Source organism: Acinetobacter sp. AB03, assembly GCF_058107045.1.
In genome coordinates, this window is record NZ_JBUEBA010000002.1 from 3,042,134 (window position 1) to 3,064,213 (window position 22,080).

Below are 22,080 nucleotides of genomic sequence, written 5' to 3' on the forward strand. Positions count from 1 at the left end.
ACTACATACATAATTTTAGGAATTATGATAATGAAAAAGGTTTTTATGGGCATGCCATCTTTTAGTGCCTTGGGGTTTAAGCAACACATGTTAGCACTTGCGGTTTGTCTAAGTGTTGGCGCTGGCGTCATTTCAACAGCTCAAGCTGCGCCTACACGAAATTACAATCCACCTGCTTTAAAAGCCAATGCACCGAATGTTTATGTGGTGAAAAAAGGCGATACCCTGTGGGATATTTCTAAACGTTTTCTAAATAATCCTGTGCGTTGGCCTGAAATTTGGGCCAGCAATAGACACGTCAAAAATCCGCATTGGATTTTCCCAGGTGACCGCTTACTGATGTGTACTCATGAAGGCCGTCCAATTATTGGTAAAGACGAAGGTGATGGCTGTGAAGGGATTATTCGTCGTTATACAGGCGGCACTAAACTTCAACCTCAAGCACGCGTTGAGTCTTTAAACAATGCCATTCCTGTCATTCCACTGGAATACATTAAAAACTGGCTTGAACACAGCACTATTCTTTCAGAGGAATCTTTGGAAGGTACACCGTATATCGTTGGTGCTGCCGATCAGCGTGTGATTGCAGGTAAAGGTCAAACCGTTTATGCACGTGGCCAAGGCATTGAAGCCGGTCAACGCTACGCGATTTACCGTGAAGGCGAACCGTACATTGTGACGGATGCAGAGGGTAAAAAACAAAATCTAGGTCTAGAATTGACTCAGGTTGCTTCAGCCATTGCCATTCGTGGTGAAAATGACATGTCTACTTTAGAAATCACAGATTCGTATAATTCTGAAGTACGTCGTGGTTATCGCGTACTGCCTGAATACGACGCCATGCTTCCAACCTTGTTCTACCCAACACATGCACAAGATGTGACTGAGGGTGGACAAGTGATTCGTGTTCAAGGTTCGATTGGTCTAGCTGCAAAGCATTCAGTTGTGACGATTGACCGTGGCACAGTGGATGGCGTTCAATCGGGTTATGTGTTCTCGGTTAGTCAAAAAGGTCAAGAAATTCGTGATCCGAAAACCAATGAAAAACTGACCCTTCCAACGGAGCGTATCGGCAACATCATGGTCTTTAAAACCTTTGACCGTGTCAGCTATGCTTATGTGCTCGACAGCGAACTACCAATGAACTTGGGCGCGAAAATTTCTCCCTCTGTAGTGGATGAATAATCCGTTGCCTTAAGGTGTATATATGCTGAACTCTTTATCACATGAACAGATTGCAACAATCACCCTGTGGTATTTAGTTCAGCATTCTTTATCCAGCTTTCAAAAACTACAGCAGCATTTTGGCACAAGCACAAAAGCTGTTACTGCCTCCAATCTTCAGATCTGGCCAAATCTTGGCTTACACAAAAGCCATCTACAACGTGTCGTAGAAATTCAAACACCTGCTGGACAAAACAAACTACAAACTTTATTGCATGACGTCCAAGCCAGTTGCGATTTTATTTTGCTTGATAGTGAAAGTCATTATCCCTCGCAGCTGCTGCCCTATTCTGACCGACCACCGATTTTATTTGGTCAGGGCGATCCACAAAGTTTACTCCAACCTCAAGTTGCTATCGTCGGCAGTCGAAAACCCAGTCCACACGGCAAACAAGTGGCTTATGACTTTGCCTATTACCTCGCCGAAAAGGGCTTTTATATTTGCAGTGGTTTGGCTGAAGGCATTGATGCAGCGGCACATCAGGGCGGCTTAAAATATCAACGTACCATTGCAGTGATGGGCACGGGCTTAGATCTCACTTACCCTTCCCAACATCAAACACTGCGTACGCAAATATTAGAAAATAATGGCTGTATTATTACTGAATTTTTACCACATACACCGCCTTTACAGCATAATTTTCCACGGCGGAACCGCATCGTCAGTGCATTGAGTTTAGGGGTTGTGGTTGCAGAAGCCGCACTCAAAAGTGGCTCTCTTGGTACAGCCAAATCTGCTGCTGAACAAGGGAAAACCATTTTTGCGATCCCCGGTCATATTTACAGTGAACACCATCAAGGCTGTCATCAACTAATCCGAGAAGGGGCGATTTTGGTCGATCATCCTGAGCAAATCATTGAAGACTTGGCACTTCCCACTCAATGGCATAGCCAATCCCAGTCGCAAGAAAACACCCCAAGCGCTAGTATTGATATCCCATCTGATTTACTCGAACTTTATAATCAACTGGATTGGGTGGGACAAAATATGGATCAACTTAATTTCAAACTTAACACCGATATTGCCACACTCACTAGCCAGTTAATGGAACTGGAAATTTTGGGGCTCGCACAACAACAGGCTGGCAATTATCTGCGTTGCCGTTCCAGCCAATAAGGTTCACAATAACCCTTTATGAATCAATAAAAGGTACTAAGTGTAATGATTACCACCTCTGTGACTGAAGCGGCGCAATGCTTAAAACAAGGTCAAGTTTTAGCATATCCAACAGAAGCAGTATGGGGTTTAGGCTGTGATCCGTATAACGAACAGGCCTTTCTAGATATTTTGCAGATTAAGCAACGCCCGATTGAAAAAGGGGTAATTTTACTGGCTGGGCAAATTGCTCAAGTTGAACCGCTTTTAGAACATTTAGATCCCCACATCCGTCAACAAGTGATCGAGAGTTGGAGCGATCGCAGTCCATCAGAACGCGCAACCACGTGGTTACTACCGGCAAATGAACACATTCCGACATGGATTAAAGGCAATCACCCTAAAGTTGCTGTACGGGTAACCACGCATCCGATTTGTGTGGCGCTTTGCAATGCCTTTCAAGGCTTCATAGTCTCCACCAGTGCCAACCCCGCTGGATTATCACCTGCCCGTTCACTACAAGATGCCAACCACTACTTTGCCCAACAGGTCAATTATCTGAATGGTGACCTAGGCTTGAGCCAAGAACCGAGTCGCATACTCGATGCCGAAACTGGAGCCGTGGTTCGTGCTTAAAAGCATGCTCTTTCTCAGAATTTTTACTGAAAAATAGATAAAAAAAAGCTCAGCCATATAGGGATGGCTGAGCATAAAAAAGGATGTGTAATCACATCCAGAGGGTCTGAAAACTGATGAGCAAACACTTAATACCCGTTTTGACATTGGCCTAAGTTTGCAGTGCGCGTATTATGTAGCAAATTGCATTTCTAAACAAATAGATTTTTTATATTAAAAACAGCGTTAAAACGCTGATTAATGGAGATAATTAAAATATAATTCAAATTATCTACCTATTTTTAATCAGCTTTTGCATACATTAAATACATTCACCATCTAAAATAGCATTAATAAATTAACTTATTAATGAATTATTCTATTAAAAAAATAATTTAAATGGTTATTTTTTAATCAAAATCAATCCATCGAGTTTGCTAAAGGTGGCGTTTTTAATGATGTTTTACGCTGTGCAAGTAAAATACCACAGATAATGACCACTCCACCGACCGTATGATAAACCGTCCACGCCTCTTTCAACCAGACATAGGCAATCACTGCGGTAAAGACTGGCATCAAGTTCATGAAAATACTGGTTCGATTCGGCCCTAAATGGGTAATGGCCAACATCCACAGTAAAGGGGCAACTAAGGAAGGGAAAATGCTGGCATACATAACACTTGCCGCATTTTGACTATTGATTGAATCGAGACCGAAATAGGCAATAAAAGGTAAATGGTAAAGCAGTGCAAAAAAGATCTGCACATAGAGGCTCAACATCAAGGGAATTTGCAATTGCCACTTTTTCAAAAATACCCCATAAAAGGCATAGAAGAATACCGCAACCACCATCAGGACATCTCCCAAATGCCCGCCCGATTGAACTAGCCCTGCAAGATTGCCCTGCCCAATGATATAAACCAAACCTGCAAAAGATAAAATACTACCAATCATCGCAAAACGATTTGGAATATCTTTTAAAATCAGCAGTGAAACAAAAATGGTAAAGATCGGAATAAAGGCATTAATCAGTCCCATATTGGTCGCGGTCGTATAGTGCGCTGCGGTGTAAGCTAAGCCCTGATACAACACCAGACCAAATGCACTTAGCACTGCCAACTGCCCCAAATGCGCTCGGATTAATGCCCACTGCCGACATAATGGTCGCACAACAAAAGGTGTTAACAGAATGAAGGCAAAGAACCACCGATAAAAACTAATACTGACTGGCGAAATGAAATCAGCTACATAACGCGTAACGACAATATTGATCGACCAAATGAGTACAGCAATGATAGGGAGACTCAAAGCCCAATACATACGTTGTGATGTGGTACTCATTCTTTTCCCCGTTTAGCTTTTGTTTGCAAAATTTAAATGAATGGTAAAACATTTTTATGATTTATTCGAATATCATTTGGGTATCACACATAATTGATACATTTATCTTAAAATATAAAATTCATAAAAAACATATTATTAAGATAATATAAAACGATACATTTCAACAAATTGATGCATTTCAGCAGCTTCACTCTACAAAAACACCATAGAACAATGTCAACGATCTCTGCATCGTATTGATGCTGTTCTAGCGAACGTATTTTTTAATTGATTGGTCATTGCTCTTATAGACTTTGGCCTACAAAAACATATTTCCCGATAGAAGGATGTCGTTATGAAAAAGTTACTTTTAACCACAGTTTGTATGGCCACACTTACTTTGGCTGCGTGCGAAAAAAAAGGAACTGAGCCAGCCGTTGAACAAACGACGTCTGCATCTGAAGCGACCTCAACCGAAGCAACCACTATCGTTGCTAATCATAGCAATAACAATATTGCCGATATTCAAGCCGATTTGTTAGCCGTACAAACGCTATCGAATGCCAAAGCTCAAGAAGCCGCCGCGTTTCAAAAAGAAGTGAGTGCAACCTTAGAAAAAAAGGATCCCGCTCAAATTAAAGCAATGGTTGAAAAAACAGAAACCTATGTGAAGCAATTTAATGATGAATTAGATGCCTTAACCTTAAAAAGTGCTGAAGTAGATGCTTTACGTGAAAAAATGCAGGATGCCAATGATCTGGGTGTAGAGCTCACCAAAGAAAGTACAGATGCAACGCCAGATAGCGCGAAAATCACCGAACTACAAAACAAAGCAACTGAGTTGCAGAAATCGATCATTGCTGACGTAACGGCTTTGGAAGCTAAAGTCAAAGCGGCTCCAGCATCTTAATGACCTCCCCACCCTTTAAAGCAAGCCTTGGCTTGCTTTTTTGTTGCGATCAATCCGCAAATGGGCGTGACTTTGTCGAACGCTTCCAACACAATAAAATGCACATCGTATAAGGACACGCAAATGAGCACTTCGATTTATAATATTCCTGTCAAAACCATTCAGGGCGAAGACATCAACTTAAACCAATACCAAGGTAAAGTTCTCTTGGTTGTGAATGTGGCATCTAAATGCGGCCTCACACCGCAGTACGAAGGCTTAGAAAAACTCTATCAAGACAAAAAATCACAGGGTTTAGAGATTCTAGGTTTTCCTGCCAACAATTTCTTGGCTCAAGAACCGGGTTCAGATGCTGAAATTCAAGAATTCTGCTCCTTAAACTATCAAGTAGATTTCCCGCTTTTTTCAAAAATCTCGGTCGCAGGGGATGATAAGCATCCGTTATATGAAACGCTCACCCAAGCGGTGCCTGAACGTATTGGTGAAGGCCCTTGGTGGAAAGATTTGGTGGACTATGGTTTAGCACCGAATGAACCACCTGAAGTGCTGTGGAACTTCGAGAAATTCTTAATCAATAAAAATGGCGAAGTGGTTGCGCGTTTTGCACCGGACATTACGGCCAATGATCCGCGTATTGTCGATGCCATCAATGCCGAATTGGCCAAATAAGCCTGAAGCTGTTTATAAGCAGTCGAATTTAACGGCTGCTTATATTTTATTTTTTTAAATGAGTAATGACACTCGAATCGGTTCGATCTTCATGATTTCTTCTTTATTTTGATAATTTTACAACATTTCATTCACGATCAATCAAACACTTCACTCTATGATGCATCTATCCGCTCAAGACAACCCGAAGTGAAGCTCATGAATACATTTATAAAAGCAGCAGTTTTATCTATCTCAACCGCATTGATTGCCCTGCCTGCACTAGCAGCACCACAAGAACAACATCAGCAACATCAAACCGCTCAGTCACATGGACATGCGCAAAAGCACACATCAAATGGACATCAACAACCAACCCATGCCACTGTCAAAAAAGCCAACCGTCCATCTCAAGACTGGAAAGCAGGTCAAAAACTCCCAAGCGCTTACCATAGCAATGCCTATAAAGTAGATCACCAAAAATACAAAAAACTCAGCAAACCCGGTAAAAACCAACAGTGGATTAAAGTGAATGGCGACTATGTACTGACAGACATTCGCAATCATTCCATTATTAAAATCATTGCTGGTTAAACTACTGTAAATGAAGAGTGCTCAGGCACTCTTTTTTTTATTTTAAAAAGTTTTGTTATGACTTTGAAACCCAGCATTTTATCTACACATTTTGCCCTTATATTAAAAAACACATAGCCCAATATTGATTTGATGATGAAAAAGCTTTTACAAAACTTAGTTCTTCCTTTTGCACTGTTTAGTTCAGGCATTCTACTCATTGGCTGTGAGCAAGCAACAGAGCCGAATCAGCAAGACATCCAGACTGAGACCTCTGAGCAAAACCAATCTGCGAATACACAAAGCCCTGAAAAAGCTGAACTGAAAAGTGGCAACATGCTCTATATCGTGCGTGATGTGGCAGATATGCAATTAAAAGCAGGTGAATACGTCACTCAGCTGCAAGAAACCCAAAGTGACTTGCAGGCCGCAATTGAACAGCATGATCAACAACAGTTGCAACACGCCGCGACAGCTTTGCAGCAACAGCTCACAGGTTTCAATAATGCCTTGAATGGCCTGAATCTTAAAACACAAGAAATCAATGATATCCGTGAAAAACTACTGTCTGCCAACCAACAAGTTTTAGCTTCGCCTTTTTTAAATGGACAGGTGGATTTCAGCCAAGTCGACTTTAAAAAGATGCAACAGCAAATGGGTACAATCCAATCTGAAATGTTGAAATTGGCTGCAATGTTGATTCCTCAGCAAGCTGAGAATGATAGTTCAAACACAAACCAATCTTAAAACATTTAAATAGTGGTGCTTTCAGCAATAGAGTAGGAGAAAATGACTGCAACCATTTTCTCCTAATTTGATTGAGGCACGATTTCTCACATGCAGCTGATTATTTTTATGGGCATCCAAGCTTCGGGAAAATCGAGCTATTATCTGCTGAATTTGGCACATAGCCATTTGCGCATCAACCTTGATATGCTGAAAACACGGCATCGTGAAAAAATCATTTTTGAAGCAGGACTGGCCTCAAAAACCAAAATGGTGATTGATAATACCAACCCTACGCCAGCCGATCGTGCGCGTTATATTGCCAGTGCTCAGGCCGCAGGCTTTGAAATTGTTGGCTATTTCTTTGAGACTGAGCTTAAAGGTGCACTGGAACGCAACCACTTACGTGAAGGCAAAGCCTGCATTCCTGAAGTCGGAATCAGAGCCACCGCTCAAAAATTTGAACCTCCACACTACGCTGAAGGCTTTGATGCATTGTATAAAGTTCGTATTCTCGGGCAAGGTGAATTTTCAATTTCACCCATACCGATTTGAAGCTTTAATGAAAAAACATTAACTATTTCTCATTTTTAAGCTACCATGTACAAATAAGAAACACAGAAAAACATTTTTATAATGAAAAAAGTCATTCTTGTTATCGCCTGTTTAGCAATCATCGTCTTTGGCGGGATGCACTTTTTAATGCCTGAAAAAACCACGCCACACTTAACCCAGTTTTTTTCTAAAGAGCATAAAGAAGTTCAACGTATTCAGGACTGGCTCAAATACAAACAACAGCAGCAGTTACTTTTGGTCGATGTTGTAAGCCCTGTCAGCCCCAAACAACAAGGTGCTTATGCTGAATATATCAAACAAAAAATTGAGTTCAACCAGCAAAATATTCAGCGCCTGCAGCTCAGCCGCTATCAAAGCAAAGCGTTTAAAGAGCTACAACAGCTCGAAATTCATGCGCTAGAACAATGGAATAACTTATTTCAAACGCATATTGTAGATGCCTTCATTGAACAGCAACATTTCACTGAAATTCCAGCCGAAGAATACCAACAATTTGATGCTGAAGCGCGCTATGCCTTACAAAAGCAAGAAGTTTTGGTTCTCGAACACTTACAACAATTGCTGCAACACAACAGCCCATATCTGTCTGACATCGATCATAGCCTACTCAGCGATTGGCTTTATTACCAACTGATGCAACATGAAATTCATCCAGTTATCTCTGAATGGTTGGAAGTCGAAACAGATATGCCTGATCGAAGCCGTCAAGATGCAATGCAAGACCTGAGACTATATAAGCGGTTTAACCCCAATACCGATGAATATAAGTACATCATGTCACTCGAAACACAGCTTTGGCATGCCGAACACCCATCTTCAAATTTGCTTGCACAGCCGTCCAATACCATGTCCAATTCGGATATCGAAATCGATCCAGAGATTGTGATTCCTGAAGATAAACCTCAAGTTGAGCAAATCAAAAAGTTGATTGAGACTCAACACAATAGCGTTAGCCGAATGATGTTCAGCCAATTGCGTCAAAGCTTTTTGCAATAAATTTAAAATAATGCTTTGAGCTCACACCTCATCAAAACGAAGACTGTTCCTGAGTTTTGCTCTGTGCTAACCATTCTTTAAAAGCCTTTTGCATGGCGTGACGCTCATATGGCTTGGCTAAACGTGCTTCCATCATTGAAAAATCACCCTTATAAGCTGCGTCAATCATGGCTTTGGTCAGCTCCTGAATACTCGCGCGGCCCCGATGTTCATATTGTAATATTTCTTCTGAAGTCAGTACCAAGTCCCAACACGACACCACTGAGCTCATATCAACTGCGATACTCAGATAATAATGCTCAAAATCTTGGTAAAGTTCCCAAAAGTGGGATTCATGCGCAATCAGGTTCATCTTCATCTTCGCTTACAGAGAAGCTTTCAAAATATAACGTCTATTGAATAAAAGATATGCAACTTTAGATAGCTATGTCCTTGCTTAACGAAATATATTAAGCATAGGAGCATTGATTCAGATGAGTTTCAAAAATTGAGTATTCAAAGTATTCTACAAGCCAGCGTACAGTTAAAAGACGAAGCACTATCATGCAAAACAAAGATTGCATGTATGCAGCAGACCAATCCAGTCCATTTGAACAATGACAACTAAGAAACCAACAAACTCATCATGAAATAAGCAATTGACGCCTTTTTATCAACTGACATAAAAAAAGCCACCTTTCGGTGGCTTTTTTTAATCTCAAACCGTCTCTTATTGAGCGCGGTTTTTGATTTTGCGGATGGTTTCCAACTGAGCAGCAGTTTCTGCAAGAGCAGCCAAAGCAGCAGCTGAGTCCAAGTCGCTCTTTTGATTTGCAAGCAATTGTTCAGCGTGTTTACGCGCTTCAAGAATTGCTGCTTCATCTAAGTTTTCTGCACGGACTGCAGTATCTGCAAGAACCGTAACAACATGCGGTTGAACTTCTAGAACACCACCAGATACATAGATTAACTCTTCTGTACCGTTTTCAAGCAGAACACGGATTGTACCCGGCTTGAGTAAAGTTACTAGTGGCGCGTGACCAGGCATAATACCTAATTCACCACCAGCACCTTTAGCAATTAGCATCGTTACAGCGCCAGAGTACAAAGACTCTTGAACACTTACAACATCACACTGCATAGTCGACATGAGAATCTCCTAAATTAGGTAACTAATTAAAGTTTCTCAGCTTTAGCAATTACTTCGTCAATACCACCAACCATATAGAACGCTTGTTCTGGAATGTGGTCATATTCACCAGCTAAAAGACCTTTAAAGCCACGAATCGTTTCTTTAAGCGGTACAAGTTTACCAGGAGCACCAGTAAACACTTCAGCTACGTGGAACGGTTGAGAGAAGAAACGTTGGATTTTACGCGCACGGTAAACAGTCAACTTATCTTCTTCTGCAAGTTCGTCCATACCAAGAATCGCGATGATGTCTTTCAATTCTTTATAACGTTGAAGAACGTTTTGAACTGAACGAGCGATCTCGTAATGCTCAGCACCCACTACGAGTGGATCTAACTGACGTGAAGTTGAGTCAAGTGGATCGATCGCTGGGTAAATACCAGAAGATGCGATGTCACGGCTCAATACTACAGTTGCATCTAAGTGAGCAAACGTAGTTGCAGGCGATGGATCTGTTAAGTCATCGGCAGGTACGTATACCGCTTGAATTGACGTAATCGAACCAGACTTAGTCGATGTAATACGTTCTTGAAGAACACCCATCTCTTCTGCAAGTGTCGGTTGGTAACCTACTGCAGATGGCATACGACCTAGAAGTGCTGATACTTCAGTACCTGCTAGTGTATAACGGTAGATGTTATCTACGAACAATAGTACGTCACGGCCTTTGCCGTTTTCGTCTTTCTCGTCACGGAAGTACTCAGCCATGGTCAAACCAGTCAACGCTACGCGTAAACGGTTACCCGGTGGCTCGTTCATCTGACCGTAGACCATTGCTACTTTGTCTAGAACGTTTGAGTCTTTCATCTCGTGATAGAAGTCGTTACCTTCACGAGTACGCTCACCAACACCAGCGAACACAGATAAACCTGAGTGCGCTTTAGCGATGTTGTTGATCAACTCCATCATGTTTACAGTTTTACCAACACCGGCACCACCGAACAGACCAACTTTACCACCTTTAGCGAACGGGCATAGTAAGTCGATGACTTTAATACCAGTTTCTAAAAGGTCAGTAGAAGCTGCTTGTTCAGCATAAGAAGGTGCTTGACGGTGAATCGGCAAACGCGCTTCAGTCGCAACTGGACCAGCTTCGTCGATTGGGCGACCAAGAACGTCCATGATACGACCCAAAGTCGCTGTACCCACTGGTACAGAGATTGGTGCGTTAGTATTCGTTACGTTCAAACCACGCTTAAGGCCTTCAGTAGAACCCATTGCAATAGTACGAACTACGCCATCACCAAGTTGTTGCTGAACTTCTAATGTAGTTTCAGTGCCATCAACGTGGAGAGCGTCATAGATCTTAGGAACGCTGTTACGTTCAAACTCGACGTCGATAACCGCGCCGATGATCTGAATGATACGACCGCTACTCATTGCTGTCTCCTCAATTCAAAATAATGTTAAACGGCAGCGGCACCACCAACGATCTCAGAAATTTCCTGAGTAATCGCGGCTTGACGCAGCTTGTTATAAATAAGTTGTAGGCTCTTGATCAAATCACCTGCGTTGTCCGTTGCAGCTTTCATTGCAACCATACGAGCTGACTGCTCACACGCGATGTTTTCGATCACGCCTTGATATACCACAGACTCGATATAACGAACCAATAAGCCATTTAAAAGCTCTTCAGCTTCAGGCTCATAGAGATAGTCCCAACCGTATTGACGGTTAAGGGTCTTGTTTTCTTCAGCAGTTGCTAAAGGAACAAGTTGTTCGATTTTTTGATTTTGAGTCATGGCATTGACAAAGCCGTTTGACACAAGATAAATACGATCTAACTCGCCTTTATCAAATGCGTCTAACATCACCTGTACAGAACCAGATAACTGTTCAAGGCTTGGTGTATCACCGACATTTGTCGTAGCACCCAGCACTTTACCGCCGTAGTTTTTAAAAAACGAAACCGCTTTTTGACCAATTAAAGCAAATTGAACTTCAATTGACTGCTCTTGTTGCTGTTGTACGTGTTTAACCACTTTTTTGAACAAGTTAATGTTCAAACCACCAGCAAGGCCGCGATCTGAAGACACAATGATATAGCCAACGCGCTTTACAGGGCGTTCAACCATATAACGGTGTTTGTATTCAGGATTCGCTTGAACCAAGTGAGCAATTACACGGTGCATATTTTCGGCATACGGACGGCCTTGAGCCATGCGCTCTTGCGCACGACGCATCTTAGAAGCTGCTACCATCTGCATCGCGCGAGTAATTTTCTGCGTGCTTTTGATACTAGCTACTTTGGCGCGAATTTCTTTTAAATTTGCCATACGCTTAACCTAGTATTCGAAGGCCCTTTCGAGCCCTCGAAGGTTGATCCGTGAACCAAACCAAAACTAAATCCAACTGAAGTTGAAATTAGTAAGTTTGAGTCGCTTTAAAGCTTTCAATACCTGCTTTGATTGCAGCTTCGATGTCTTTGTTGTAATCACCAGTTTCATCGATGTTTTGCATTAACGCAGCATTTTCTGAACGGAAGTAAGAGATTAACGCAGCATCAAAGTCTACGATTTTCTTCACTTCAACGTCAGCCATGTAGCCTTCGTTAGATGCATAAATTGAAACAGCTTGGTCAGCAATTGAATATGGAGCATATTGTTTTTGCTTCATTAATTCAGTTACACGTTGACCATGTTCAAGTTGCTTACGAGTTGCTTCATCAAGGTCAGAAGCGAACTGAGCAAACGCTGCCAATTCACGGTATTGCGCCAAAGCAGTACGGATACCACCAGACAATTTTTTGATGATCTTAGTCTGCGCTGAACCACCAACACGAGATACAGAGATACCCGCGTTCACAGCAGGACGAATACCTGCGTTGAATAATGATGTTTCAAGGAAGATCTGACCGTCAGTGATCGAAATTACGTTCGTTGGTACGAATGCAGATACGTCACCCGCTTGAGTTTCAATGATTGGTAATGCAGTTAATGAACCAGTTTGGCCTTTAACTTCACCATTCGTGAATTTCTCAACGTAGTCAGCAGAAACGCGCGAAGCACGCTCAAGAAGACGAGAGTGAAGATAGAATACGTCACCTGGATACGCTTCACGACCTGGTGGACGACGTAATAACAATGAAATTTGACGGTAAGCAACAGCTTGCTTAGACAAATCATCATAAATGATTAGTGCATCTTCACCGCGGTCACGGAAGTATTCACCCATTGTACAACCAGAGTATGGAGCCAAGTACAACATTGCTGCTGGATCGGCTGCAGCTGCTGCTACAACAGTGGTATACGCCATAGCGCCAGTTTCTTCTAGCTTGCGCACAACGTTAGCAATAGTCGATTGTTTTTGACCAATAGCTACGTATACACATTTAATGCCAGAGTTTTTCTGAGCGATGATCGCATCGATCGCCATCGCTGTTTTACCAGTTTGACGGTCACCAATGATCAACTCACGCTGACCACGGCCTACAGGGATCATTGTATCTACTGATTTATAACCAGTTTGTACAGGTTGATCCACTGATTGACGCCAAATTACGCCTGGTGCTACTTTTTCAACAGCATCAGTTAATTTTGCATCAATTGGGCCTTTACCATCAATTGGGTTACCCAAAGCATCTACTACACGGCCTAAAAGTTCTGGACCAACCGGAACTTCTAATACACGACCTGTGCAACGTGCTTTTTGACCTTCTTGAAGGCTTAAGTAGTTACCTAAAACAACGACGCCCACTGAATCCTGTTCTAGGTTCAGTGCCATACCGTATAAGCCGCCGTCGAATTCGATCATTTCACCGTACATTGCATCAGCAAGGCCGTGAATACGCACAATACCGTCGGAAACCATAACAATGGTCCCTTCGTTTTTAGCGGTCGCGCTGGTGTCCAGATCGCCGATACGCTGTTTAATGAGCGCACTGATCTCGGATGGATTCAGTTGTTGCATTGCGCTATACCTCAATCTTTTTAAAGTTCAGTCTTCATATGCAATTAAGCAAGAAGACGAGTCCGCATTTTTTCTAGCTTGTTAAGCGCAGAATCATCTATCACTTGGTCGCCTGCACGAATAACAACACCAGCAATAAGCTCTGGTTTAACTTCTACAGAAACATTTACCGCAGCTTCGAATTTTTTCTCTAAAGCATGTGCAAGTAATTGTTCTTGTACAGAAGTCAATGGGAATGCAGATTCAATCACTACATCCACAGTATTGTTATTCTGTGATTTGAGCTGCTCGTATTCAGCAGAAATTTCAGGAAGAAGCACCAAACGGTTGTTTTCAGCAAGCAATGTCAAAAAGTTTGACACTGCTGCAGTTTGGTCTTCGCCTAATACTTTTGCAAAAAGACTTACCTGCTCAGCAGGAGTAAGCTCAGGGCGAGTTAAGAAAGCTGAAAATGCTTCGTCTTGCACCGCAGCACTGAGCAAGTTCAATGCAGATGACCAAGAGTCAGTTGCATTTTGCTCAGAAGCGTAAGCAAATGCTGCTTTAGCGTACGGGCGTGCCAACGTCAAGAGTTCAGCCATAATCCGCCTCTCTTAAAGTTTAGCAGCCAGCTGAGTCAGCATGGCATTGTGAGCTTCAGCATCAACTTTTTGGCTAAGAATTTTCTCAGCACCTGTTACTGCAAGATCAGCAACTTGTTGACGTAATTCTTCACGAGCAGAATTGATTTCTGTATCAACAGCTTCTTTTGCTTGTTGACGAATACGCTCACCTTCAGCTGACGCTTGAGTACGAGCTTCTTCTACCAATTGTGCACCGCGACGGTTCGCTTGTTCGATCAATTGAGCCGCTTGCGCTTTCGCTGCATCTAATTCAGCTTTCACTTGAGCTTGCGCATCCGCAAGATCAGCTTTTGCTTTTTCAGCAGCGTTTAAGCCATCAGCGATTTTACGCTGACGCTCACTAATCGCATTGATTAGTGGTGGCCATACAAATTTCATGCAGAATGCGACAAACATCGCAAATGCAATCGCTTGGCCAATCAATGTGAGGTTGATATTCATTGCTATTCCTCAATAGTTTAATTTAGGAATTAAGCTGATTAACCTACAAATGGATTAGCAAAGATGAAGAACAAGCCAATACCAACACCGATCATAGGCACAGCATCAAGAAGACCCGCGATTAAGAACATACGAGTTTGAAGTTGTGGAGCCAATTCTGGTTGACGTGCAACAGCTTCAAGGAAGCGACCGCCTAAAAGACCAAAACCAATCGCAGTACCTAAAGCACCAAAAGCGATCAAGATAGCAGATGCAATTGCAACTAGACCTAAAGTGAGTTCCATGATAATTCCTCAGAGGTTAGGTTTATACCAAATTAAATTAAAAAATTGTGCGCCCAACCATCCAGTGATAGTTGGGCATTACCATTAATGCTTTTCGCTTGCCATGCTCAAGTATACGATAGTCAGCATCATAAAGATGAATGCTTGTAGCGTGATAACAAGAATGTGGAAGATCGCCCAAGGCACAGACAACGCCCATTGGATCCAGAACGGTAATAATGCGATAAGGATGAAGATTAACTCACCTGCATACATGTTACCGAACAGTCGTAGAGCCAATGAAACTGGACGTGCAAGGAATGTTACTAATTCAAGAATTAAGTTCACTGGAATCAATAACGCTTTTGCAACTGGGTTACTTGGGTTAAATGGGTTAAGTGCTAATTCGCCAACGAAACCACCAATCCCCTTTTCTCGAATACTGTAGAACAAGATCAGTACAAATACAGATAAAGACATACCTAGGGTAATGTTTGGATCTGTAGAAGGTACAACCTTGAAGTAGACGTGATGAGGATCCATACCAAATACACTTGCACCAATCAGTTGAGCTGTATACGGAATAAAGTCAACTGGGATTAAGTCCATTGCGTTCATGAGGAAAATCCACACGAAAATGGTCAATGCAAGTGGCGCAATTAAGCGTGATTTGCCATGGAAAGTGTCGCGAACACTTGAGTCCACAAACTCAATGATCATTTCAATTGCAGACTGGAACTTGGTTGGAACACCAGAGTTTGCAGCTTTCGCTACGCACCAGAACAACAAACAGAAAATCACACCAAGAGTGATAGACCAACCCATTGAATCCAAGTGAATAGCAGTGAACCCCATCTGTTGAGCTTCTTCAGCAGTCTCAGCCAACTTCCATGAACCGTCTGGCATTTTGCCATAAGTCATATTCGTCAAGTGATGCTTGATATACTCGGTCGAAGTAAGGGCATGTTCTTCAGCAGCCATAAATCACACCTGGTCAATGTCAAATACAAATAGAGAGAACGAACATCGCGTGCTGCTTGATATCTCGTCCATCTCCTAAAAAACTTTTCAATTTTTTGTAGTGCTTATTAAACTCGTTTTTGTTGACGCGACACCCAAAATGGAGCAACCCACGTCATGGTTTGAACGAGCATAAAACCACAAAACAATGCCACCGCTGACAACGGTTTGACATTGCTTAAAATTAAAATGAAACCAACAATCACAATTGCAAACTTACCCATCATGCCTTTATACATGTTCGCAAGAACTTGTTTAGAAGCGCGAGCTCCTGCTGCTCGAAACGACTGCCATGAAAAATAGCAAGTCGCAAGCCAACACACGAGCGCACCTAATGCTGCACTCAGGGCTGCGGTTGAGTCTTTCACGACCCAGCCGATCAAGGCTGAAACAGGAATCATACATGCTTGTAAGAGGACTAAAGCTTTCGCTAATCGTCGGTCAATCAAGCGACTAGTTCGGCTCATTATTTATTCACTCACAACAATCATGCTTGACAAGTTTAGCTGATGATTATTTTTAATCGCAGGCATTATAGAGTTACACCCCTGAACATGCAATCTTTTCCCGACCTAAGTCGAGTTTTTTTCTATGTTTAAATTGCTTTTAAACTAATCAATTATTGTTTAATTTTTGCGTTACTTTCGCGCATTTAGCACACATTTATGCACATGTTCGGCCAATTGCTTCCACGCGCTGACAAAATCCCCTGCCCCAGTCATGCTTTCATCAACCGCTTGGAAAACCAATGGGTTCAACTTTTGATATTGTGCTTGACTCGCATGCACTTCAGCCAAAAGGCACATCTTTGAATAAGGGCGACTGTCATTTAAGTATTTGATTTGCGCAACCGTAGGCGCAATATGTGGGTCGTCTGTCAATGCGCCTGCAAAGCGTAAATTTAAAGGTCGCTCTAAGTATTGATAGGCATCATGAAAAGACCAATATGGGCGCGCTTGGGTACTTTGACTATATATAGCTGAAGCTTGCAACATTTTCTGAGCAAAGAGTTTGGCATTGTTCCAGTAGCGCTCCTTATACTCAGGCATCTGCTGTGAACGCAGGCCTGCAATAAAGAAACCAATGCGTACCGCATTGTTTGGGTCAAGCCAAACATGGGTATCGATGGTATTTTTTAAGGCATCACCACGGGTATTTCGTAGTGGTAAAGCATTGATAATGCCTGAATCTAAAATAGAAACTGCTTTATCATTGGGGGTCAGGAGTTTATCCAGCGGTGCTTCATGTGCTCGTCCCAACCAAATAACCAAACCTGCATCCTGAATAATTTTACGATGCATTGGGGTCAAACTCACATCATGTCCAGATTGATCGGCCAATAATAAGGTTGGTTTTTCAATGCCTTTCGTCACTTCCTGTGCAATCAAGTAAATCGGCTGTGTAGAGACAACCAAGTCTTGCGTCCAAGCAACACTACTAAACAGCGCAAACGCAAAAAAAGCCAAGAAACGGGACATGGGGAGCAATCACTAGAAATACAATTAGTGTTATAATATAACAAATCGACAAAAATACCTATGCCTAATCGAAACTCTCTGCGCTTCATGTTAAGATTTAATGTCGTTTTTCTTTTATAAATTTTGCACTTGAGGTTTGTTATGAGCGCTTGTTCTCACGAACACCACCATGCTTTACATGATGTGCATGGTCATCACAACGTTGAGACGCGTTTGGCTGAAGCAGAAGTCTTGTGCGCAGGAACTGGTGCGCGCCTAACCCCCTTAAGAAAAGAAGTCTTGGCACTGATCCTGAATGCGACAGGCCCGATGGGTGCGTATGACTTGTTGGCTAAAATTAAAAGCAATGCCGATCGCCCTGCTGCCCCACCGACGGTGTACCGCACCCTAGACTTTTTATTAGAAAAGGGCCTCATTCACCGCCTCACCTCGATTAATGCCTATATTCCGTGTTGCCATCCCCGCGAAGGCCATCAAGCCGCCTTTCTCATTTGTACTGATTGCAAATCAGTGACAGAGGCCTCTGCTCAAGGATTATTACAACAACTCGATGCACTTTCCGCAGCCGATGGTTTTACGGCACAACATAGCATTATCGAAATTTCAGGAATTTGTCAGCAGTGTCGCCACAAGTAAGCCTCGATCCTGTTCTGGTTGAACTCTCCCAAATTAGTGTTCGTATCGATGAACGCGACATTTTAAAGCATGTCGATTTTGTCTTACATGAACGGGAAATTGTGACCCTGATTGGGCCAAATGGTGCAGGGAAATCCACACTCATTAAAGTGCTGTTGGGTATTGTGCACCCTAATGCTGGCGACATTAAAACAACAAAGCCACTCAAGTTTTCTTATGTACCACAAAAATTTAATCCCTCACATAGCCTACCACTTAGGGTTAAAGACCTTTTGGCTTTGGAAAAATGCGATCCTGTAATCAAGCAAGAAATTATCCACGATACTGGGATCAGCAGACTTGAAAACTCTAAAGTACAGCAGCTTTCAGGTGGAGAACGACAACGCGTTTTACTGGCCCGTGCGCTGTTACGTCAACCCGATATTTTGGTTCTCGATGAACCGATGCAGGGCTTAGACATTCAGTCTGAGGCTGAGCTGTACGACTATGTGCGCAGCTTACCCGCCAAATATGGTTGTGCTGTGCTCATGGTTTCACATGATTTGCAGTGGGTCATGCAAGGAACTCATCGTGTGGTGTGTTTGAATAAACACATTTGTTGTAGCGGCCTACCTGAAAACGTGCAACAACACCCTGAGTATCAAGCCATTTTTGGTACTAACCGCGTGTTCTATCAACATCATCATGATCACTGCGCACATGGTGATAGTGCAACGCCTTGTCAGCATGACGCTCGCCCACACATTCACCCTGAACCGGAAGCTTAAGTCATGATGGAATGGTTACAACTGCTATTACCTGCATGGATTATGGGTACGTTGCTGGTCTTTTTGACTGCGCCACTGGGCTGTTTGATGCTATGGCGCCGCATGTCATTCTTTGCCGACACCATGGCACATGGCACGTTACTGGGTGTCGCGATTGCAGGAGCAATGGCGTTGCCCCTGTGGATGGGTGTAGCTTTTATTGCGGGGTTGTTGGTGGCAATCCTTTGGGTGTTGCATGATCCACGTTTACCAAATGATGCATTACTCGCACTCTGTTCTGCGACCTTGCTCTGCTCGGGTCTGATGTTTATTCAACACATTCCAAGTTTAAGACCTGAGTTACTCAGCTATTTATTTGGTGATTTACTCACGATCACATGGGCAGACCTACCCATTTTTGCTACTGTTATTGTTGTTGCATTGGCAGTGCTTTATAAAAGTTGGCAGGCTCAAATTCAAATCGCGATCGATCCTGATATGGCTGTTAGTGAAGGTGTCAGTGCGAAATGGCAACGCTTGATTTTTATGTTACTACTGGCTTTATTTACCATTTTAGCGCTTCGTGCAGTGGGTTCTTTACTGATGGGTGCCTTGCTTGTCATTCCAGCACTCACCGCTCGACTGCTTGCCCACTCTCCAAAACAAATGGTGATTTGGGCCTTTGTGATTGCGCAAATTGGGGTGACGGTTGGTTTATGGTCCAGTGCAGGACTGAATACCTCTACAGGGCTCAGCATTGTTTTAACCATGTCGACTCTGTTTGCGTTGATTTTTATCGCGCAGAAGTTTAAAAAATTGACATAACTAAATGAGCCATCAACGTTATTTTATCAGTGCATGTCTACTCGGACAAAAAGTCCGTTATGACGGCAAAGACTGCCTTGTCTATCAGTTAGTTCAAGCCATGCTCGATAAAAATTATGTCAGCTTATGTCCCGAAGTCAGTGCGGGACTTCCAACCCCGCGCCCCGCAGCAGAAATTCGCCATGGGTCAGGTGCTGATGTTTTATTAGGCCAAGCACAGGTTTTTTCCTCAGATGGTCATCAGCTTAGCGATGCCTTTATGCAAGGTGCCTACAAAGCTTTAGCATTGGCGCAAGCCAATCATGTCACCCATGCCGTGCTCAAAGCCAATAGCCCATCCTGTGGCAGTGATGGTATTTATGATGGCACATTTACGGGGCAAAAAATTGCAGGGGAAGGAATTACTGCCGCCCTATTTCGTCAGCACGGTATACATGTGGTTACCGAACAACAGTTTTTAGCAGAACTGACGCAGACTAAACTTACTGATGAACCAAACTAAGCAGTCCCGCCGCACAACTGAACAACACGGCAAAAGTACGATTGAGATATTTTTGCTGTCGCGGTGATGTTAAGAGTTTTAAAACTTTCGCTGCTAACCCCGTATAGCCCGCCATTACAATCAGGTCAATGGTGACCATAGTCATAGCCATAATCAGATACTGAATCCACTGCGGTTTAGACAAGTCTAGAAACTGGGGCAATACGGCCAGTAAAAACACAATGGCTTTCGGATTGCTCATATTGACCAGAAAGCCATACAAGACCAGTTTAGGAATCGATTTATTCGGTTGTTCCTGCTGAATTTCAATAGACTGTGCAGGTGCTCGCCATTGCAAATAAGCCAGATATAACAAGTACAACACCCCAAACCATTTCACAACCAGGAAAGCCCAAGGTGTGGTGGCAAATAGCACCCCTACCCCTGCAGCAACAATCCCGATTTGCACTAAAAGTGCCAGCTGTAAACCCAGTGCATTCCAATAGCCACGGCGAAAGCCATAATTCAGACCACTGGACATCGAAGCAATTGCACCTGCCCCTGGAGAAATACTAATGATCCAACATGCGAGTACAAAGCCCAGCCAAATTTGAAATGACATAGTGGTATTGAGAAAAAAATGACATTTAGATTATATGATCTTTCATGCTTTTAGGGTTTATTATTCATCAATGAATTTATCACTTAAGGCTATGAAGCAGAAACTGCATAAGGCACAATAAGTACAGCCAATAGAAATAACAATTTTTTTAGGAGCCATGAATGACCGCCCAATCTGTAATTCTACCATTACCTTCAGATCATGCCCGTTTTATTGTTTTACGTTTAAAAGATTTAAGTATTGATGAACTTAAAGAACAATTAGAAGATTTATTTTCCACCCGTGATCGTCTTATTACCCAACATCCAAATGCGCAAATTAAAACAGCGGTTGCTTTTGGCCCTGAACTTTGGGCACAACTTCATCCTACAGCGCCTGTAGGGTTTAAACAGCTAGAGCCCATTTATGGCTCTTTCAATATGCCTGTTTCACCTGCGGATGTTTTAATTCATATTGCGTCTCAGCGTACCGATATTTGTTTTGCCCTTAGCCAATCGTTCTTTGAAGGCATCCAAGATAAAGTTGATGTTTTAGATGAACGAGTCTGCTTCCGCAATTTTGATGGTCGAGATTTGACTGGTTTTATTGATGGTACTGAAAACCCACAGTTTCCCGATGATCGTGCTGCAACGACCTTATTAAGTGAAGATACAGGAGTATTCGCAGATGGTTCTTTTATCTTTGCGCAGCGCTATTGCCATGATTTGGAAAAGTGGAAAAAGCTAAAGGTTGATGCTCAAGAGCAAGTCTTTGGACGGACAAAACTTGAAAGTATTGAACTAGATGATGACGTTAAGCCTGAAAATTCTCACGTTGCACGTGTCGTGGTTGAAGATGATGAAGGCGAGGAAATGGAAATCCTACGTCACTCTCTTCCTTATGGCGATGGTAAAGGTGAGCAAGGTTTATTTTTTATTGCCTATACGAAAGATTTAAACATTATTGATGCGATGTTACTGCGTATGTTCGGCACCAGTGGTGATGGAATTCATGACCGTATGCTTCATTTTGTGACTCCTGTGGACGGTGCTTATTATTTTGCGCCGAGCGAAGAGTTGTTGGAAGAAGTGTTGGAAGGGTGATAAAAATCCATATCTCTATACTTTAAAAGTTGAATATAAATTTTCTTTACTAAAAAATATTAAAAAGAAAGGTATATAATTACCTTTCTTTTTATTC

The 22,080-nt window shown here is 42.5% G+C and carries 27 protein-coding genes; 14 read left to right on the forward strand and 13 right to left on the reverse strand.

Annotation, left to right across the window (positions count from 1 at the left end; all coding sequences use genetic code 11):
- The first annotated feature begins 30 nt into the window (after nt 1–30).
- Genes ACY3FQ_RS15235 through tsaC form a run of 3 tightly spaced genes read left to right on the forward strand, consistent with a single transcriptional unit; the run spans nt 31 to nt 2,956 of the window.
- Nucleotides 31–1,185 carry a LysM peptidoglycan-binding domain-containing protein gene (locus tag ACY3FQ_RS15235; RefSeq protein WP_178928536.1) on the forward strand — a complete coding sequence of 385 codons (1,155 nt, stop codon included), beginning with the start codon at nt 31–33 and terminating at the stop codon, nt 1,183–1,185.
- A gap of 22 nt (nt 1,186–1,207) precedes the next feature.
- A complete protein-coding gene (dprA, locus tag ACY3FQ_RS15240; protein ID WP_178928535.1) occupies nt 1,208–2,341 on the forward strand; it encodes a DNA-processing protein DprA in 1,134 nt (377 codons plus the stop codon).
- A 45-nt stretch (nt 2,342–2,386) separates the two neighbouring features.
- Entirely contained in the window at nt 2,387–2,956 is a 570-nt protein-coding gene (gene tsaC, locus ACY3FQ_RS15245; RefSeq protein WP_126038729.1) for an L-threonylcarbamoyladenylate synthase type 1 TsaC, read from the forward strand.
- Nucleotides 2,957–3,355: 399 nt separating this feature from the next.
- On the opposite strand, the gene ACY3FQ_RS15250 is transcribed toward tsaC, so the two are convergent.
- Complete coding sequence (locus ACY3FQ_RS15250; protein ID WP_178928534.1) at nt 3,356–4,276, reverse strand: DMT family transporter; 921 nt, start codon at nt 4,274–4,276, stop codon at nt 3,356–3,358.
- A gap of 337 nt (nt 4,277–4,613) precedes the next feature.
- Between ACY3FQ_RS15250 and ACY3FQ_RS15255 the strand changes: the two genes are divergently transcribed.
- From ACY3FQ_RS15255 to ACY3FQ_RS15280, 6 genes are all read left to right on the forward strand, one after another.
- Entirely contained in the window at nt 4,614–5,168 is a 555-nt protein-coding gene (locus ACY3FQ_RS15255; RefSeq protein ID WP_114837740.1) for a hypothetical protein, read from the forward strand.
- A gap of 123 nt (nt 5,169–5,291) precedes the next feature.
- Nucleotides 5,292–5,837 (forward strand): glutathione peroxidase, encoded by a 546-nt coding sequence (locus tag ACY3FQ_RS15260; protein WP_279677214.1) that lies wholly within the window; start codon nt 5,292–5,294, stop codon nt 5,835–5,837.
- Between the two features lie 198 nt (nt 5,838–6,035).
- Nucleotides 6,036–6,410 (forward strand): RcnB family protein, encoded by a 375-nt coding sequence (locus tag ACY3FQ_RS15265; protein WP_062031766.1) that lies wholly within the window; start codon nt 6,036–6,038, stop codon nt 6,408–6,410.
- Nucleotides 6,411–6,545: 135 nt separating this feature from the next.
- Nucleotides 6,546–7,136, forward strand: a complete 591-nt coding sequence (locus ACY3FQ_RS15270) for a hypothetical protein (RefSeq protein WP_126038743.1) — start codon at nt 6,546–6,548, stop codon at nt 7,134–7,136.
- Nucleotides 7,137–7,226: 90 nt separating this feature from the next.
- Nucleotides 7,227–7,670 (forward strand): AAA family ATPase, encoded by a 444-nt coding sequence (locus ACY3FQ_RS15275; protein ID WP_126038746.1) that lies wholly within the window; start codon nt 7,227–7,229, stop codon nt 7,668–7,670.
- Between the two features lie 81 nt (nt 7,671–7,751).
- Nucleotides 7,752–8,687 carry a hypothetical protein gene (locus ACY3FQ_RS15280; protein WP_126038749.1) on the forward strand — a complete coding sequence of 312 codons (936 nt, stop codon included), beginning with the start codon at nt 7,752–7,754 and terminating at the stop codon, nt 8,685–8,687.
- A gap of 31 nt (nt 8,688–8,718) precedes the next feature.
- On the opposite strand, the gene ACY3FQ_RS15285 is transcribed toward ACY3FQ_RS15280, so the two are convergent.
- From ACY3FQ_RS15285 to ACY3FQ_RS15335, 11 genes are all read right to left on the reverse strand, one after another.
- Nucleotides 8,719–9,039 carry a hypothetical protein gene (locus ACY3FQ_RS15285; protein ID WP_035327186.1) on the reverse strand — a complete coding sequence of 107 codons (321 nt, stop codon included), beginning with the start codon at nt 9,037–9,039 and terminating at the stop codon, nt 8,719–8,721.
- A gap of 357 nt (nt 9,040–9,396) precedes the next feature.
- The gene (locus ACY3FQ_RS15290; RefSeq protein WP_004684427.1) at nt 9,397–9,816 is read right to left on the reverse strand and encodes a F0F1 ATP synthase subunit epsilon; all 420 of its coding nucleotides are present in this window, start codon (nt 9,814–9,816) and stop codon (nt 9,397–9,399) included.
- A gap of 26 nt (nt 9,817–9,842) precedes the next feature.
- Nucleotides 9,843–11,237 (reverse strand): F0F1 ATP synthase subunit beta, encoded by a 1,395-nt coding sequence (gene atpD, locus ACY3FQ_RS15295; RefSeq protein WP_004684425.1) that lies wholly within the window; start codon nt 11,235–11,237, stop codon nt 9,843–9,845.
- 26 nt (nt 11,238–11,263) lie between these two features.
- A complete protein-coding gene (gene atpG, locus ACY3FQ_RS15300; protein ID WP_005401891.1) occupies nt 11,264–12,133 on the reverse strand; it encodes a F0F1 ATP synthase subunit gamma in 870 nt (289 codons plus the stop codon).
- Nucleotides 12,134–12,221: 88 nt separating this feature from the next.
- The gene (atpA, locus tag ACY3FQ_RS15305) at nt 12,222–13,766 is read right to left on the reverse strand and encodes a F0F1 ATP synthase subunit alpha (protein WP_004684423.1); all 1,545 of its coding nucleotides are present in this window, start codon (nt 13,764–13,766) and stop codon (nt 12,222–12,224) included.
- Nucleotides 13,767–13,810: 44 nt separating this feature from the next.
- A complete protein-coding gene (locus tag ACY3FQ_RS15310; RefSeq protein ID WP_004684422.1) occupies nt 13,811–14,347 on the reverse strand; it encodes a F0F1 ATP synthase subunit delta in 537 nt (178 codons plus the stop codon).
- Nucleotides 14,348–14,359: 12 nt separating this feature from the next.
- Nucleotides 14,360–14,830, reverse strand: coding sequence for a F0F1 ATP synthase subunit B (locus ACY3FQ_RS15315; protein WP_004684420.1), 471 nt, complete (start codon nt 14,828–14,830; stop codon nt 14,360–14,362).
- 38 nt (nt 14,831–14,868) lie between these two features.
- Nucleotides 14,869–15,114, reverse strand: coding sequence for a F0F1 ATP synthase subunit C (gene atpE, locus ACY3FQ_RS15320; protein ID WP_000424060.1), 246 nt, complete (start codon nt 15,112–15,114; stop codon nt 14,869–14,871).
- An 84-nt stretch (nt 15,115–15,198) separates the two neighbouring features.
- A complete protein-coding gene (atpB, locus tag ACY3FQ_RS15325; RefSeq protein ID WP_004684418.1) occupies nt 15,199–16,074 on the reverse strand; it encodes a F0F1 ATP synthase subunit A in 876 nt (291 codons plus the stop codon).
- Nucleotides 16,075–16,181: 107 nt separating this feature from the next.
- Nucleotides 16,182–16,580, reverse strand: coding sequence for an ATP synthase subunit I (locus tag ACY3FQ_RS15330; RefSeq protein WP_004684416.1), 399 nt, complete (start codon nt 16,578–16,580; stop codon nt 16,182–16,184).
- A 171-nt stretch (nt 16,581–16,751) separates the two neighbouring features.
- The gene (locus ACY3FQ_RS15335; protein ID WP_005401893.1) at nt 16,752–17,591 is read right to left on the reverse strand and encodes a metal ABC transporter solute-binding protein, Zn/Mn family; all 840 of its coding nucleotides are present in this window, start codon (nt 17,589–17,591) and stop codon (nt 16,752–16,754) included.
- Nucleotides 17,592–17,732: 141 nt separating this feature from the next.
- Between ACY3FQ_RS15335 and ACY3FQ_RS15340 the strand changes: the two genes are divergently transcribed.
- Genes ACY3FQ_RS15340 through ACY3FQ_RS15355 form a run of 4 tightly spaced genes read left to right on the forward strand, consistent with a single transcriptional unit; the run spans nt 17,733 to nt 20,300 of the window.
- Nucleotides 17,733–18,227 carry a transcriptional repressor gene (locus ACY3FQ_RS15340; RefSeq protein ID WP_004684412.1) on the forward strand — a complete coding sequence of 165 codons (495 nt, stop codon included), beginning with the start codon at nt 17,733–17,735 and terminating at the stop codon, nt 18,225–18,227.
- Nucleotides 18,212–18,994, forward strand: a complete 783-nt coding sequence (znuC, locus tag ACY3FQ_RS15345; protein WP_005401894.1) for a zinc ABC transporter ATP-binding protein ZnuC — start codon at nt 18,212–18,214, stop codon at nt 18,992–18,994. The genes ACY3FQ_RS15340 and znuC overlap by 16 nt, the downstream gene beginning before the upstream one ends.
- Before the next feature lie 3 nt (nt 18,995–18,997).
- Entirely contained in the window at nt 18,998–19,798 is an 801-nt protein-coding gene (gene znuB / locus ACY3FQ_RS15350) for a zinc ABC transporter permease subunit ZnuB (RefSeq protein WP_005401895.1), read from the forward strand.
- A gap of 4 nt (nt 19,799–19,802) precedes the next feature.
- Nucleotides 19,803–20,300: a 2-thiouracil desulfurase family protein gene (locus ACY3FQ_RS15355; RefSeq protein ID WP_005401896.1), complete on the forward strand. Its 498-nt coding sequence runs from the start codon at nt 19,803–19,805 to the stop codon at nt 20,298–20,300.
- Here ACY3FQ_RS15355 and ACY3FQ_RS15360 read toward each other — a convergent pair.
- The gene (locus ACY3FQ_RS15360) at nt 20,281–20,901 is read right to left on the reverse strand and encodes a LysE family transporter (protein WP_005401897.1); all 621 of its coding nucleotides are present in this window, start codon (nt 20,899–20,901) and stop codon (nt 20,281–20,283) included. The genes ACY3FQ_RS15355 and ACY3FQ_RS15360 overlap by 20 nt on opposite strands.
- Nucleotides 20,902–21,062: 161 nt before the next feature.
- Here ACY3FQ_RS15360 and ACY3FQ_RS15365 point away from each other — a divergent pair, with 161 nt between their 5' ends.
- Nucleotides 21,063–21,983, forward strand: coding sequence for a Dyp-type peroxidase (locus tag ACY3FQ_RS15365; protein WP_005401898.1), 921 nt, complete (start codon nt 21,063–21,065; stop codon nt 21,981–21,983).
- Nucleotides 21,984–22,080: the final 97 nt, after the last annotated feature.

Coding starts and splice junctions, on each gene's coding strand:
- ACY3FQ_RS15235 (WP_178928536.1), top strand. CDS start 31: ATGAAAAAGGTTTTTATGGGCATGCCATCTTTTAGTGCCTTGGGGTTT.
- dprA (WP_178928535.1), top strand. CDS start 1,208: ATGCTGAACTCTTTATCACATGAACAGATTGCAACAATCACCCTGTGG.
- tsaC (WP_126038729.1), top strand. CDS start 2,387: ATGATTACCACCTCTGTGACTGAAGCGGCGCAATGCTTAAAACAAGGT.
- ACY3FQ_RS15250 (WP_178928534.1), bottom strand. CDS start 4,276: ATGAGTACCACATCACAACGTATGTATTGGGCTTTGAGTCTCCCTATC.
- ACY3FQ_RS15255 (WP_114837740.1), top strand. CDS start 4,614: ATGAAAAAGTTACTTTTAACCACAGTTTGTATGGCCACACTTACTTTG.
- ACY3FQ_RS15260 (WP_279677214.1), top strand. CDS start 5,292: ATGAGCACTTCGATTTATAATATTCCTGTCAAAACCATTCAGGGCGAA.
- ACY3FQ_RS15265 (WP_062031766.1), top strand. CDS start 6,036: ATGAATACATTTATAAAAGCAGCAGTTTTATCTATCTCAACCGCATTG.
- ACY3FQ_RS15270 (WP_126038743.1), top strand. CDS start 6,546: ATGAAAAAGCTTTTACAAAACTTAGTTCTTCCTTTTGCACTGTTTAGT.
- ACY3FQ_RS15275 (WP_126038746.1), top strand. CDS start 7,227: ATGCAGCTGATTATTTTTATGGGCATCCAAGCTTCGGGAAAATCGAGC.
- ACY3FQ_RS15280 (WP_126038749.1), top strand. CDS start 7,752: ATGAAAAAAGTCATTCTTGTTATCGCCTGTTTAGCAATCATCGTCTTT.
- ACY3FQ_RS15285 (WP_035327186.1), bottom strand. CDS start 9,039: ATGAACCTGATTGCGCATGAATCCCACTTTTGGGAACTTTACCAAGAT.
- ACY3FQ_RS15290 (WP_004684427.1), bottom strand. CDS start 9,816: ATGTCGACTATGCAGTGTGATGTTGTAAGTGTTCAAGAGTCTTTGTAC.
- atpD (WP_004684425.1), bottom strand. CDS start 11,237: ATGAGTAGCGGTCGTATCATTCAGATCATCGGCGCGGTTATCGACGTC.
- atpG (WP_005401891.1), bottom strand. CDS start 12,133: ATGGCAAATTTAAAAGAAATTCGCGCCAAAGTAGCTAGTATCAAAAGC.
- atpA (WP_004684423.1), bottom strand. CDS start 13,766: ATGCAACAACTGAATCCATCCGAGATCAGTGCGCTCATTAAACAGCGT.
- ACY3FQ_RS15310 (WP_004684422.1), bottom strand. CDS start 14,347: ATGGCTGAACTCTTGACGTTGGCACGCCCGTACGCTAAAGCAGCATTT.
- ACY3FQ_RS15315 (WP_004684420.1), bottom strand. CDS start 14,830: ATGAATATCAACCTCACATTGATTGGCCAAGCGATTGCATTTGCGATG.
- atpE (WP_000424060.1), bottom strand. CDS start 15,114: ATGGAACTCACTTTAGGTCTAGTTGCAATTGCATCTGCTATCTTGATC.
- atpB (WP_004684418.1), bottom strand. CDS start 16,074: ATGGCTGCTGAAGAACATGCCCTTACTTCGACCGAGTATATCAAGCAT.
- ACY3FQ_RS15330 (WP_004684416.1), bottom strand. CDS start 16,580: ATGAGCCGAACTAGTCGCTTGATTGACCGACGATTAGCGAAAGCTTTA.
- ACY3FQ_RS15335 (WP_005401893.1), bottom strand. CDS start 17,591: ATGTCCCGTTTCTTGGCTTTTTTTGCGTTTGCGCTGTTTAGTAGTGTT.
- ACY3FQ_RS15340 (WP_004684412.1), top strand. CDS start 17,733: ATGAGCGCTTGTTCTCACGAACACCACCATGCTTTACATGATGTGCAT.
- znuB (WP_005401895.1), top strand. CDS start 18,998: ATGATGGAATGGTTACAACTGCTATTACCTGCATGGATTATGGGTACG.
- ACY3FQ_RS15355 (WP_005401896.1), top strand. CDS start 19,803: ATGAGCCATCAACGTTATTTTATCAGTGCATGTCTACTCGGACAAAAA.
- ACY3FQ_RS15360 (WP_005401897.1), bottom strand. CDS start 20,901: ATGTCATTTCAAATTTGGCTGGGCTTTGTACTCGCATGTTGGATCATT.
- ACY3FQ_RS15365 (WP_005401898.1), top strand. CDS start 21,063: ATGACCGCCCAATCTGTAATTCTACCATTACCTTCAGATCATGCCCGT.